Here is a 14305-nt window from a genome sequence, read left to right as displayed (position 1 = left end):
GAAATCTATGTTTGGATAACGCCCATATTGAAATCTTTTTCAATAGGAGCATGATTGGCAGCTTCGATTCCCATGGAGATCCATTTCCTGGTATCCAGCGGATCTATGATGGCGTCTGTCCATAACCTGGCAGCAGCATAATAGGCAGAAGTCTGTTCATCATATTTTGCTTTCAGCTTGTCAAAAACTTCTTTCTCCTTTTCTTCGTCTACTTTTTCGCCTTTCTTTTCCATTGCTGCCGTTTCTATCTGGGCAAGTACTTTCGCTGCCTGGGTTCCACCCATAACTGCAAGTTCTGCACTTGGCCAGGCCGCGATAAGTCGTGGATCATAGGCTTTACCACACATAGCGTAATTCCCGGCCCCATAAGAGTTACCTAGAATAATAGTGAACTTAGGGACTACCGAGTTGCTCACCGCATTCACCATTTTGGCTCCATCCTTAATGATGCCTCCATGTTCACTTTTGCTGCCTACCATGAATCCGGTCACATCCTGAAGAAAGACCAAGGGAATTTTCTTCTGGTTACAATTGGCAATAAAACGGGTGGCCTTATCTGCAGAATCTGAATAGATGACCCCGCCAAACTGCATTTCTCCTTTTTTGGTCTTTACGATTTTTCGCTGGTTGGCCACAATTCCAACGGCCCAGCCATCGATTCGTGCATAGCCGGTAATGATCGTCTGGCCGTAACCTTCCTTATATTCCTCGAATTCTGAATTATCTACGAGCCTGTAAATGATCTCGTGCATATCATACTGGTCGCTGCGCTTCTTTGGTAATATTCCGTAGATATCTTCCGGTTTTTCCTTAGGTTTTGCCGGTTTTGAATGGTTATAGCCAGCCTTGTCATAATCGCCGATCTTATCCATGATATTTTTGATGCGGGTAAGGGCATCTTTATCATCTTTGGCCTTATAATCGGTAACCCCACTAATTTCTGAATGAGTGGTGGCACCGCCTAATGTTTCATTGTCAATGGATTCACCGATAGCGGCTTTTACTAGGTAACTTCCCGCAAGGAAGATACTTCCGGTCTTTTCCACGATCAGGGCCTCGTCGCTCATAATGGGTAGGTAGGCACCCCCGGCAACACAACTACCCATCACCGCGGCAATCTGGGTGATCCCCATGCTGCTCATTACGGCGTTGTTTCTAAAGATTCTTCCAAAGTGTTCCTTATCTGGAAAGATCTCATCCTGCATTGGCAGGTAAACCCCGGCAGAGTCTACAAGATAAATGATAGGAAGCCTGTTTTCGATAGCGATCTCCTGGGCCCTTAAATTCTTTTTGCCGGTAATAGGGAACCATGCCCCGGCCTTTACCGTAGCATCATTGGCCACCACGATACACTGCTTGCCGGAAACGTAGCCCATTTTCACTACAACGCCACCGCTTGGGCAACCTCCATGTTCCTTATACATTCCGTCTCCCGCAAAAGCACCGATCTCTATAGATCTTTCCTTATCATCTAAAAGAAAGTCGATCCTTTCTCTGGCGGTCATTTTTCCTTTTGAATGATGTTTTTCGATGCGCTTTTCGCCACCACCTAATTTTATTTTAGCAAGCTTCTGTTTCAGCGTAGAAACTAGCAGCTTATTATGATCTTCATTTTTATTGAAGTTGATATCCATTAGATTAAACTTTTTACAATAATTTGTTTATTTTAATGTGATTAATTTTAAATTAATCTGATTTCTGAAGGAATTTTATGAATTTTTATTCAGAAATGGCTTTTGGCTAAAATACAAAAACACTGCAATTCTCGGCCGTTAATGAAGCATTAAAAATTAGCCGATATTTGTATAAAATCAGGGTTTATGGCGATGAATAAAAACACTATTTTCGGTTGGGCTTCCTTTTTGACCTTTCTGGTTGGAGCCGCTTTGGTTCTTTTGGGAGTATTAAAATATAAAGATTATGCCATAGGATTTTCAGTAACGGGGATCGGGTTTTTCTTTATTTCCTGGGTTTTTAACGCTCTTAAGGGAAGGGTATAATTCATAAAATATGTTTTCAGAAAAATCAACCAGGCAGCAGCTGGTAAAACACCTTGAAGGCGGGCAGGCCTTCGCATCTATTGATAGTTTCCTGGATGCTGTCCCATTCGATATGATAGGCCTAAGACCTTCCGGATTGCCTTATTCCTTTTACGAGGTTTTCTTTCATTTAGCTTATGCCCAGAAAGACATCCTGGAATATTCAATGTCTGAAGATTACCAGGAAAGCAACTGGCCCGATGATTACTGGCCCGATGCACCCGAACCTCCCGGCGAAGAGGTGTGGGAAGACCTGAAATCTGATTATTTCGAGGACAGGAAACTTCTGAGGGATTTTATTCTGGATGAAAATAATGATCTCAATATGCCAGTGAAAAACTCCAGCGAGCATAGCCTGTTGCGGGAACTACTGCTGGTTATAGAACATAGTGCTTACCATACAGGACAATTGCTAATTATCCAGAGATTATTGGGAGTTTATGATAATTGAATTCTGTGAAAAATTCAGGATATTTGCAGTCCTGAACGAATAAGAACTAAATTTTTAAAATATATGTCAGACGATAAAAAAGTGATCTTTTCAATGTCTGGAGTTACCAAGACCTTTCCCAAGGCTAATACTCCGGTATTGAAAAATATTTATTTGAGCTTCTTCTATGGGGCTAAGATCGGGATCCTTGGTTTGAACGGATCCGGTAAGTCTACCTTACTGAGCATTATTGCCGGTAAAGACCAGAATTACCAGGGAGATGTGGTATTCTCTCCTAATTACAGCGTCGGGATGCTGGAGCAGGAGCCAGAACTGGATGAAGATAAGACCGTACTTGAAGTAGTGAAAGAAGGGGTTGCGGAAACAGTGGCCATTCTTGATGAGTATAACAAGATCAACGATATGTTCGGTCTTCCGGAAGTTTATGAAGATGCAGATAAGATGCAGAAGCTTATGGATAAGCAGGCTGAACTTCAGGATAAGATCGATGCCAGCAATGCCTGGGAACTGGATACCAAACTGGATATTGCGATGGATGCCTTAAGGACTCCGGAGCCGGATAAAAAGATCGCCGTGCTTTCCGGAGGGGAAAGAAGAAGGGTGGCCCTTTGCCGACTTCTACTTCAGGAGCCGGATGTATTATTGCTGGATGAGCCTACCAACCACCTGGATGCCGAATCGGTACACTGGCTCGAGCATCATTTACAGCAATATAAAGGAACCGTGATCGCGGTTACTCACGACCGTTATTTCCTTGATAATGTTGCCGGGTGGATCCTTGAGCTTGACCGTGGAGAGGGTATCCCATGGAAAGGGAATTATTCTTCCTGGCTGGATCAGAAATCCAAGAGACTTGCCCAGGAGCAGAAACAGGCAAGTAAACGCCAGAAGACGCTTGAGCGAGAGCTGGAGTGGGCCAAGATGAGTCCTAAAGGCCGACAAACCAAGCAAAAGGCCAGGCTTAAGAATTATGATAAGCTACTTAGCCAGGATCAGAAGCAAATGGACGAAAAGTTGGAGATTTATATTCCAAACGGGCCACGCCTGGGAACCAATGTGATCGAGGCTAATGGGGTAAGCAAAGCTTACGGCGATAAGTTGCTTTACGAAGACCTTAATTTTAATCTTCCACAGGCCGGGATCGTAGGAATCATTGGTCCTAATGGTGCTGGAAAAACCACGATCTTCAGAATGATCATGGGAGAGGAAGAGCCAGACAAAGGAAGCTTCAAAGTGGGGGAAACCGCCAAGATCGCCTACGTAGACCAGAGCCACGCGAATATTGATCCCGATAAAACTATTTGGCAGAACTTTAGTGATGAGCAGGAGCTTATCATGATGGGTGGCCGCCAGGTGAATTCCAGGGCATACCTAAGCAGGTTCAACTTTAGTGGAAGTGAACAGAACAAGAAGGTAAGCATGCTTTCTGGAGGGGAAAGAAACCGCCTGCATTTGGCGATGACTTTGAAAGAAGAAGGAAACGTTCTCCTGCTGGATGAGCCTACTAACGACCTTGATGTGAATACCCTTAGAGCGCTGGAAGAAGGTCTGGAGAATTTTGCAGGTTGCGCGGTGGTTATTTCTCACGACCGTTGGTTCCTGGACAGGATCTGTACACATATCCTTGCCTTTGAAGGTGATTCCCAAGTGTATTTCTTTGAAGGTAGTTTCTCAGATTACGAAGAAAATAAAAAGAAACGCCTCGGAGGAGACCTAATGCCGAAAAGGATTAAATACAAGAAACTGGTAAGGTAAGAGCCTCTGGCTTAAAATTATTAGTAGTAAGAAAAAAGGAGCTGAAAATATTTTCGGCTCCTTTTTTAATTTCGTCTAAAGTCAATCTTCTTACTTCTTCTTAGGCATGGGACCGCGAAGATGAATAATAAGCCCGTCCAGGAAATTTCGAAGGAACTGGTCTCCGCATTCCATATATTTTTCGTGGCCTTCTTTTCTAAAAATAGCGCCCAGTTCACTTTTTGAAACATTGAAGTCAACCAGTTTACAGATCTCCACGATATCATCATTGGTTAATTTATGAGCTACCCTTAATTTCTTAAAAATATCATTGTTCGTAAGTGCCATATTAATCTTTTGTAGTGTGTAAATTAAATCTCGCCGCAAGTTCGGTAGCTTTTTCGATATCTTCCTCATTTTCGATGGAAGCTTTTGCATCTTTCATCAAAGACTCCGCTTCTTTCCTTAGGTACTTACAGTAATTGGTATTATCGCTTTCCTGTTTTTCCAGATAGTAAAACATCAAAAGTAATTTTTGAACCAGAATTATATCGTTCTTACAGTAAGTACGTATTGGTGCCATGATGTTGTATAGCAGGTCTTCAAAATCTATGGTGTTCAGCTTGATATAAGCTACCTCGTCCCGAAGGATCATGCTCTGGTCCTTTTTCTTCATCCTCAAGGCCAGTAGTTCGGTAAGGTAATCTATTCCGTTAATTGCGGTGCCTGGATCGTTGATTCCGGGAGACATAGCTTTTACAATAATTTCAGTGATCTGTTTAAAGGCCAGGGTATAGTTGTCTGCCACAAGTTCCTCACGAGAGAAATTGAAGTTAGAAAGTATCTTTTTTACCTTGTCTTCATCCAGATCCTTATTGCAGCGGAATAAAGGAATGCCGCTCAATACGAAAATTCCTTTTACTGGAAGAATGTGTAATTTTATGTCCTCGCTCTCACAAATATCTACCAGGTTGGTAAAGGATATGTTCTGTAGATATCCGCTTTTTTCACTATGATATTCTTTCCAGTCTTCGGTTTCAGGAAAATCTGATTTTTGTTTTTCTTCGGTGTCTATGAGCTTGGTGAGTCTGCTCTTAGCTGTTTCAAAAATATTCTGCAGAATATTACTTATCTGTATGCTCTGGGAGATGTTATGAATAAAATATATAAAAGCATAAATGCTTACCACGGTCTGGATAATCCCCAGAAGAACAGCGAATCCGGGGATTTGGGATTTGTTCCCGGTGGGCTGAATGGCAAACAAAATAAAAATACAGTACAGTATCGTAAACAGATAGATTCCCAGAATTACCTGATGCCGGCGGTCACTGATGAGTCCGGGTAAAAGTCTCGGAGAAAAATTACTTGAAGCCTGGCTTAATAAAAGCATTACCATCGAAAAGCTGAAAACCACCATGGAAATAAGTCCGGTAATAAGCGAACTTAGAATGGTCATGGCCGTATCTCCATTATCCACAACAAGAACAGGTACATGTTCGAGTAAATACTTTGAAACTCCCCTGTTTTCTAGATAAAGCATGAAAAAAGCAAAATTGAAACCCAGGAACGCCAGGAGAGTAGGGTAAAAGGCAATTTTACTTTCCAGTACATTAAAAAAGGAAATGGTTCTATTAAAGAGCTGCTTCATAGGGCTGATCTATTCAGTTTTAAAGTTAAGCAAACTTGGGGAAGCTCACAGAGATTAACCTAATTTTAGTCTATTGTCAAAATGACATGTATTTTTACTTTTAAGGTGTCAAAAAGGCATGTTTTTGCAAATGGTATCTGAATTGCTAATTAGTTACTGAAAACAAAATGTATAACAACTTAAAAATATAAAACCATGAGTCTAATTAAAAGAAACGAAACAGGTTGGTTGCCATCAGTATTCGATGATATGTTCAGAACTGACTGGCTAGGTGGAACTACTAATGTTAATAGCATAGGAACCAGTATTCCAGCGGTAAATATCCAGGAGACTGAGGAAAGCTTTAATGTTGAGGTGGCTGCACCAGGAATGTCTAAGGAAGATTTTAATATCGAACTTGATAACGACGTTCTAACCATTTCTTCTGAAGACAAAAAGGAAAAAGAAACCACCGATAAGGATGGTAGATACACCAGGAAGGAATTTAGCTATAGCACCTTTAAACGTGCCTTTAGTTTACCAGATTCGGTTGATAGTACTAAAATTTCAGCTTCATATAATAATGGAGTACTCGAGATCGCTCTTCCTAAGAAAGAAGAAGCGAAAGTTCAGGCTAAGAGATTGATTGAAATATCATAACCTGAATAAATTTGATTAGTTAGTTTTAAAAGCGCTCTTTCGGAGCGCTTTTTTTATTGACTTAATAATATCCAACGGTTACCTGCACTCTGTATAGTAAGCAGTTGTTGAGGTTTTATACTTAGCACCTTGGAGTTTGTTCTAATGTCAAAAAGATCATCTCCACCCTGGAAGATCAAAATTTTTTCAGAGTTTCCCGGCCAGTTGATAAGCCTTATGATCCTGCCCTTGTTAGATGCAGAGGAAGGGATCACTAAACCGCTCACCTGATTATTGATTCTTAACGAACCAACATCATCGGTGATTACGAAATCACCCGTGGCGCTGGTAGTTGAGGAATAATTTTCGAAGCCTGGGTTTGCCCAGGAAACCTGTCCCGTGGCATTGGTCATGAGGATCTGCCCATCCGTGCCCCTTGAAGTAGGGAGGACATACTCGATATCTGGCGTATTCCCAATCCCAACCCTTCCGGCAAAATAACCAGCATACACATTGCTGTTTGCATCACCTATGGCCACAGAATATATTCCGTAAATATTTCCTACGCCCTGTATGCTCCCAATTTCACTGTAGATTCCGTAATTGTTGCTTTTGGCGCCAAAGGTTCGGCCAACCCTGTTGAAAATTCCATAGATATCATTGGTGCCCGTATTCTGGTAGGTCTCATTGAAGATTCCGTAGTGTATCCCGATACCTACTCCGCCTACGTTGGTCTTAATTCCGTATTTATTGCCATTGGTCTGGCTGCGGTTGTCACTTATGATCCCATAGGTCGTTAAATTATCTGTGGCCGAATTAGCATTATCTACTTCCAGGCCTTTTTTTAGTGTAAGGTCCTTGCCGGCTGCAATGGCAACCTGTAATCGGGAAGTGATCTGATCTGTTCCCAGGCCAATGCTGGCATCCCGGTACATGGGCTCGGTCACATTGTTGGGACTCAGCGTTGTTCCGGGTTTATAGAAATTAGGATTAGATGCGTCAGGAGTGAGAGCCTTCCATTTATTATCAGCAGCATTCCAGAAATAGAATCCGGAAGGATTTACTCCAACGGTTTTGCTTAAAAAAACCATCATTCCATGCTGATCCATTCCCGGATTGGTAATCGGGAACTTCTCTATCCTGGGGATGAGTAGCCCGTCAATACTGGCCGGATCGAGCCTGTTAGTGGCCGAAATGTCTAGTTGCGCTTTGGGATCGGAATTGCCGATACCAACCTGCGAATACACAGGAATACTGAATACTACAAAGAGTAGAACATAAAAAATTTTCATGGACAAACGTTTTTTGTTTGCCAAGCTAGCAGGTGTAAATGCTTTAGGATGAAATAAATATAAATAAAATTTCGTTTAGCAGAATTTTATTTTTAACTCATTTGCCCTATTTTTTCCTGCAGGATTTTAATTTCGTCCCTAAGTCTCGCCGCCTGCATGAAATCCAGCTCTTTGGCGGCAGATTCCATAGCCTTACGTTTTTCCCTTACCTTTTTCTCCATTTGTGGTTTGGTCAGGTATTCGGCTTCTTCCTCTGCAGCTTTAAGATCGGGACGTTTCTCGTGCTCGTAAACATCCAGTTTTTCCTTGATAAGGGCATTATTGTATTTCTTGTTCAATGCCGTTGGGGTGATATTATGCTCCTTGTTATATTCGATCTGTTTGCTGCGACGATATTCCGTTTGATCGATGGTTTTTTGCATACTGTCGGTAATCTTATCGGCATAAAGTATGGCTTTACCTTCCACGTGCCTGGCAGCACGACCAATGGTTTGGGTTAGGGAACGATTACTTCGCAGGAAGCCTTCCTTATCAGCATCGATAATGGCCACTAGGGAAACTTCGGGCAGATCCAGCCCTTCACGCAATAAGTTCACCCCTACAAGTACATCAAAAAGACCTTTCCGAAGGTCCTGCATGATCTCTACTCGTTCCAGAGTATCCACATCTGAGTGGATATACCTACAGCGAACGTCTATTCTCGTAAGGTATTTGGTAAGCTCCTCGGCCATTCTTTTGGTCAGGGTGGTTACCAGGATCCTTTCATCTTTCTCAACCCGTACCTGTATCTCCTCGATAAGGTCGTCTATCTGGTTAAGGCTCGGTCTAACTTCGATTAGCGGATCCAATAATCCTGTTGGCCTTATCACCTGTTCAACGTATACTCCTTCACTTTTCTGAAGCTCATAATCTGCCGGGGTCGCACTTACATAGATTACCTGGTTCTGTAAAGCCTCAAATTCCTCAAATTTTAATGGCCGGTTATCCATTGCTGCCGGTAGCCTGAAACCATAATCTACCAGTGTTTCCTTCCTTGACCTGTCCCCGCCATACATCGCATGAACCTGCGGAATGGTCACGTGACTTTCATCGACCACCATCAGGTAGTCATCGGGAAAATAATCCAGCAGGCAGAAAGGCCTTGTGCCGGGTTTACGGCCATCCAGGTAACGTGAATAGTTTTCGATCCCGGAGCAATATCCAAGTTCCCTGATCATCTCCAAATCAAAATTCGTCCTTTCGTCCAGCCTTTTTGCCTCAAGTGTTTTTCCGATATCCTGGAAATAGCTGACCTGCTTTACCAGGTCATCCTGGATCTCGTGGATCGCATTTTGTAGTACATCTGGGGAGGTCACGAACATATTAGCGGGATAAATGTTCAGACGGTCATATTTTTCAAGAACATCATTGGTTCCTGGATCGAAAGCCTCGATCTCTTCAATTTCATCTCCAAAAAAGTGAATTCTGAAAGCATTATCTGCATAGCTAGGAAAAACATCAACAGTGTCACCTTTTATTCTGAAATTTCCGTGGGTGAATTCTGCTTCGGTCCTGGAATAAAGGCTTTGCACCAGGCTATGTAAGAATTTGGTCCTGGAAATTTCCATGTCCCTTTCAATAGAAACCACATTCTTTCTGAATTCCACCGGGTTCCCGATACCATACAGGCAGGAAACCGAAGCGACGACGATCACATCCCTTCTTCCGCTAAGAAGAGAAGAGGTAGTACTAAGCCTGAGCTTTTCAATCTCTTCGTTAATGGAAAGGTCTTTTTCAATATAGGTTCCCGAAGTTGGAATAAATGCTTCCGGCTGGTAATAATCGTAGTAACTTACAAAATATTCTACCGCGTTATCCGGAAAGAATTCCTTGAATTCTGAATATAACTGAGCAGCAAGAGTCTTGTTATGGGCCAGTACTAAGGTAGGTTTCTGAACCTCTTCAATGACATTTGCCACCGTAAAGGTCTTTCCAGATCCGGTAACCCCTAGTAAAGTTTGATATTTATCGTCGTTATTAACACCCGTTACCAGCTGCTTTATCGCATTTGGCTGGTCGCCGGTAGGTTTGTAATCAGATTTGATATTGAATTTCATGCAGGCAGATTTCTTTTACATAGCCTCACGAAATTAAGCAATTATCGGTCCCTAATCAATTTTTTAGGAATCATCTAACAAGTGAGAAATGTCCGTTGAATTCCTGGCCATTTTGTAGAGTTACCCTGAACCAATAATCATCGGCTGGCATAGGCTTCCCGTTGTAATAACCATCCCAGCCTTTACCTGTGGCATTGATCTTAGTGAGTAGTTTTCCGTATTTGTCAAAGATATGCACCAGGTTTCCCGGAGTGCTGATCCCTCTTAACTGCCAGAAATCATTGATGCCGTCATTATTCGGGCTGAAAAAATTATCATATCCCACCACTACAATCTCGGTACTCACCACGGCACAGCCCTTCAAGTCCCTGATATATACTGTTTGAAATCCTGATTTTACATTAGTAAAAACATTGCTGCTTTGATACGGGCCTTCAATGATTCCCATAGAATATTCATACGCGGAAGCATTGTCGAGATTGAGAGTAACTGTATTGTTATTCGAATTGATCTGTGGCTGCGTTAATGAAACCGATTCGAGCACGGGAGGGTTATTTAAGACCAGTTTTACTTCGGCAATATTATAGCAATCTGAATCTGTTTTTTCTGAGATCCTGGCATAAACCGTTTCATTTCCCTTTGAATTATAATCAGTCAAAATGGGATCCATGTCTGCACTTGCTTCTTCCTGGGTTCGGAAATATTGAATTTCATAAACTGACCGATCCAGTCCGTTGAGAATGCTAGAATTTAGATCGGTGAGCACAAAATCTTCTTCTCCATTGAGATCCAGATCGCAGCGTTCAATACTGTTTTCATCGCTTATCATCGGACCCTCATGAATAATAAGGTCAAATTCCGTGATCTTTGCGCAACCTGTAAGATCGTTTTCCACTCTTGCGTAAATAGTTTTTATTGGGCTTGAACTGGTGTAGGTTCCGTTAATAGGGTTTATATTATCTGTGGCGTCGGCCAGGGTTTTATGGTAGCTAAGGCTCGTATTGTTCTGAGTCACGATCTCATTGCCGGTCACCGAAAAATCAAAATCTGCTAGCCCCTTGTAATTACAGGTTTCAAGATTCATGGCTTCACCTATTGCAGGGCCTTCAGGAAAGGGAAAACCGTCAATTGTAGAAGTTCCCGTCCATTCCAGTTCAAAGGGACTATTCCCAATAGGCCTGTCTATCACAATAAAATAGGTTTCGCCTGGCAGTACGTCCAGGGATCTGATAAAATTATTTCCATCGGGACCAGGGCCTTCACTTGTATCGGTTTCGGTATCATTCATTCCGGTATGATTGCTGGTAGAATTTGAGGCCAGGGGATTGGTGGTGGAACAACGGATAGCACTTCCCAGGTTTCCGCAGCTCGCGTTAGGGCCAAATATGAAGAAGTCATAATCTATGTTCAATGAACCGCTAGTCGGTTTTAGTGTGAAACCTAAACTACCGGGTTTTGTGATCTCGATCTCTAGCCACAGGCTGTTATGTTCCCTGCTTGAGCAATTATTTCTACCGTTAAGCTCCTGGGTTCCGGCATTTTCGGCATTACTGGAGATAGCGCCATCCCCGCAGATCTTGATAGCCCCGGAACAATCATTCACCTGAGCCTGGAGAGAGAAATTCAGAAATATAAAACCGAGAAAAATTAAAATGTGTTTAAAGATCAATTATTCAATTTTTACGAACCAGTGAAAAATGTCCCTTGAAAACCCTGCCATTCTGTAAGGTCACCTCGAACCAGTAGTCGTTGGAGGGCATTGGTTTTCCATTGAAATTACCATCCCAGCCCTTAGTTTCCGCGGGTAACTGAACCAGTAATTTTCCATAACGGTCAAAAATAAATATTCCATTTAATTTATATTCTGGGTCTGGAATATCAGAAGGTCGCCATCGATCATTGTAGCCATCATTGTTTGGCGTGAAAAATTTTGGAAAGCCAAAGACAAAAATTTCCCGGGAGGCGATCTCGCAGGCCTTTTCATTTTTTACGTAAACCGTATGTGCACCGGGAGTGACATCGGTGAATACCGGACTGGTCTGAAAAGGCCCATTTTCGGAATCCATGGCATAAAAACCTTCCCCATTCGTTTCGGCGATCACTTCCACCTGGCCACTGGCTAGATCTGCATCTATATCCACTGTAATGATCTCCGGAGAAAGCTGTTCTGTTACCTGATATTCTATTTCCCTGCTGCAGCCAAGTTCCTTGTCTGAAACAGTTAGAAAATAGGTTCCGCCTTGCTGTATGTTGATACTTTCTCCTGTCTGGCCTGTGTTCCAGGTAAAATCGTACCTGGCTGAATTGATATTAATTTCTCCTCCCAGCTGGATGGGAAACTGAGACGAACATGCCTCCAGGCTGAAGGCCTGTTGAAAATCTGGTACGGAGCCGATCTTTAGCTCCACGGCCCCCGATCCGTAACATATGTTGTCGCTCTCTGCCCTTATATAAAGTGTGCGTGGATCGGAAAAGTAAGTATCGGGTAAGGGTTTCAGGCCCAGTGCCGCATCAGATTCTTTTTCATGAAAAGTGAGGCTTATATTTTGAGGCAGCCCGTAGTCATTAACAATATTATTTTTTATAAGATTCAGGTTGAACTCGGCCTCGCCATTACCCAAATCACAACCGCTTACTGGATCTGGATAAATATCGGTACCGTCTTTCGTTTTAAGGCTAACTTCAGAAATACTGTAGCAAAGGGACCCGAAGGAGGTCACTTTGGCAATAAGCTTTTGATTTGGTGTGGTATTCCTGAAAATATTATCGAGAGACTTTCCATTCTTAATATCATTTTCTGCGGCCGATCGGGATTCATAGAAAAATACCTGTGTAGCCGTATTGCCTTTTGAGATAGGATCTTTTGCCAACTGCAGGTTAAATTCAGCGAGACCGTCAGATCCATTATCGTCATAAATATCGCATTGAACCAGTTCGTAAGTCGGTAAAACATCAGGATTCTCAGCAATATCTATTTGTTTACAGATAGGTTCCTGTATAATTCCATTGATATAACCATTTACGGTGATCGTATAAGATCCCGGCTGGGCATAGGTATGATCAACTTCAAGACCAGAGCCAGTGGAGCCATCACCAAAATCCCATTCTGCCGTATCATAATTCGTTTCTGTAGAGAGGGAAAAATGTGTTTTGTCTCCGAGGCATAGGTTCTCAAATTCAAAGTCATTTTTTAAAAGAGACTGGATAAATTGAGGTAGCCCCAGGGTGACCAGGGTGCCTTCGGGTAATTTAACCGCATCCTGCACGTAATTGGCCGCGGTGCCTGTAAGATCAGGTTTGTTGATCCTGGAAACGGCGGTATGACCATCAGCAAGAAATGGATAACCAGACCTATAGATCTTTCCATCGATGGCAAGTTGCAGTGCCCCGGCTGTGAAAGTCCCGGTATGGATCAGGGTTTTTGTACTGGCAATATTTGCTGAATTCTGATCGAATTGATAAAGTTCAGATTTTTCAAGTACCCCATTAGGTTTATAAAAATTGTTGGTGATATACAGTTTTTCTGAGTTCGCCGAAAATTCTACTCCGTAGGGATAGGCGTTGTCCAGTATCAATTTTTCGTCGGAAACTGTTCCATCATCATCATTGAAGTGGTAGAGGAATGCCTTACCATTGGTTTTGTTGGTGTCCTTGGGACCACCACCCAAAATGGTGGAGGAATGCGCAATGGCGAGAAACTTCCCGTCTGGAGATATTTTCATCTGGCCAATTGCAGTTTTATTAGCACCGTCATCACGTGTGGTAGGGGGAATGTTGGTTGGTACTTTAGAAATTACGGGATCGGTAACCAAACCATCTTCGGTAACCTTGAACGCATAGAATTTATTGGTGAAATGGGTGACTACCCAATAAGATTCGCAATCTCCGGCTATTATCGCTGCTATCTTTTCTGAACTTTTAAATTCGTTTTCGGCTGGATTCCCCGGGTCATAGGTTTGTAGGTGAATATTCTTCTGGCCATTTACAATATCTCCGAAGCCAGAATTAAGGGACATATCTATAATACTATAATTGACCCCTTCAATTGGGTCATTTTTGGGAATAGTATAATCAGGCTTGTCAACGGTAAAAAGGTAATAGATACCAGGGTGCTTAGGCCTGGGAACAATAAGGGCAGATTGAGTACTTGAAACATTCCCTTTAAGATTTCCTCCGTTCGGCATCAAATTATGCTTCCGGTCATATAATTCTATACCGTCAGTATAAAATAGTAAATTTCCATTTCTATCTGAGATGGTGGACACCCCTTCAATGGTAGTGATCTTCCCATTAGTAAGTGTCTGAACCTGATCATCTTTAAAGGATAATCCGGCATTCAATCCAAAATACCAGTTTGCGCCTTCTCCCTGGCTAAAGAGGAATAAAGGAAAAATGGTAATTATGATGAATGCTATAAATCTCATGAT

At 42.4% G+C, this 14305-nt stretch carries 11 protein-coding genes; 4 read left to right on the top strand and 7 right to left on the bottom strand.

Annotated elements, in window-relative coordinates:
* Positions 1–5: 5 nt before the first annotated feature.
* Complete coding sequence (locus tag FLP08_RS01905; protein ID WP_156273479.1) at positions 6–1634, bottom strand: acyl-CoA carboxylase subunit beta; 1629 nt, start codon at positions 1632–1634, stop codon at positions 6–8.
* Between the two features lie 186 nt (positions 1635–1820).
* Here FLP08_RS01905 and FLP08_RS01900 point away from each other — a divergent pair, with 186 nt between their 5' ends.
* The 3 genes from FLP08_RS01900 to ettA all read left to right on the top strand — a co-directional run bounded on the left by FLP08_RS01900 (position 1821) and on the right by ettA (position 4245).
* Complete coding sequence (locus FLP08_RS01900) at positions 1821–2000, top strand: CAL67264 family membrane protein (protein WP_156273477.1); 180 nt, start codon at positions 1821–1823, stop codon at positions 1998–2000.
* A gap of 10 nt (positions 2001–2010) precedes the next feature.
* Entirely contained in the window at positions 2011–2490 is a 480-nt protein-coding gene (locus FLP08_RS01895) for a DinB family protein (protein ID WP_156273475.1), read from the top strand.
* Positions 2491–2553: 63 nt separating this feature from the next.
* Complete coding sequence (gene ettA / locus FLP08_RS01890) at positions 2554–4245, top strand: energy-dependent translational throttle protein EttA (RefSeq protein ID WP_156273473.1); 1692 nt, start codon at positions 2554–2556, stop codon at positions 4243–4245.
* A gap of 90 nt (positions 4246–4335) precedes the next feature.
* Here the strand turns inward: ettA and FLP08_RS01885 are convergent, their stop codons facing one another.
* A complete protein-coding gene (locus FLP08_RS01885; RefSeq protein WP_156273471.1) occupies positions 4336–4572 on the bottom strand; it encodes a DUF1456 family protein in 237 nt (78 codons plus the stop codon).
* Position 4573: 1 nt separating this feature from the next.
* On the bottom strand, positions 4574–5872 hold the full coding sequence (locus tag FLP08_RS01880) for a DUF2254 domain-containing protein (RefSeq protein ID WP_156273469.1): 1299 nt from the start codon (positions 5870–5872) through the stop codon (positions 4574–4576).
* Positions 5873–6067: 195 nt separating this feature from the next.
* Between FLP08_RS01880 and FLP08_RS01875 the strand changes: the two genes are divergently transcribed.
* Positions 6068–6511, top strand: coding sequence for an Hsp20/alpha crystallin family protein (locus FLP08_RS01875; RefSeq protein WP_156273467.1), 444 nt, complete (start codon positions 6068–6070; stop codon positions 6509–6511).
* 53 nt (positions 6512–6564) lie between these two features.
* On the opposite strand, the gene FLP08_RS01870 is transcribed toward FLP08_RS01875, so the two are convergent.
* From FLP08_RS01870 to FLP08_RS01855, 4 genes are all read right to left on the bottom strand, one after another.
* Positions 6565–7782, bottom strand: coding sequence for a phage tail-like protein (locus tag FLP08_RS01870; protein WP_156273465.1), 1218 nt, complete (start codon positions 7780–7782; stop codon positions 6565–6567).
* A 92-nt stretch (positions 7783–7874) separates the two neighbouring features.
* Complete coding sequence (uvrB, locus tag FLP08_RS01865) at positions 7875–9878, bottom strand: excinuclease ABC subunit UvrB (RefSeq protein ID WP_156273463.1); 2004 nt, start codon at positions 9876–9878, stop codon at positions 7875–7877.
* Between the two features lie 70 nt (positions 9879–9948).
* A complete protein-coding gene (locus tag FLP08_RS01860; protein WP_156273461.1) occupies positions 9949–11547 on the bottom strand; it encodes a T9SS type B sorting domain-containing protein in 1599 nt (532 codons plus the stop codon).
* Positions 11548–11551: 4 nt separating this feature from the next.
* Positions 11552–14302: a T9SS type B sorting domain-containing protein gene (locus FLP08_RS01855; protein WP_156273459.1), complete on the bottom strand. Its 2751-nt coding sequence runs from the start codon at positions 14300–14302 to the stop codon at positions 11552–11554.
* Positions 14303–14305 lie beyond the last annotated feature (3 nt).

The sequence above is a fragment of the Christiangramia aestuarii genome, from assembly GCF_009735585.1.
GTDB lineage: Bacteria > Bacteroidota > Bacteroidia > Flavobacteriales > Flavobacteriaceae > Christiangramia > Christiangramia aestuarii.
This window is presented reverse-complemented; position numbering and strand designations above follow the sequence as displayed.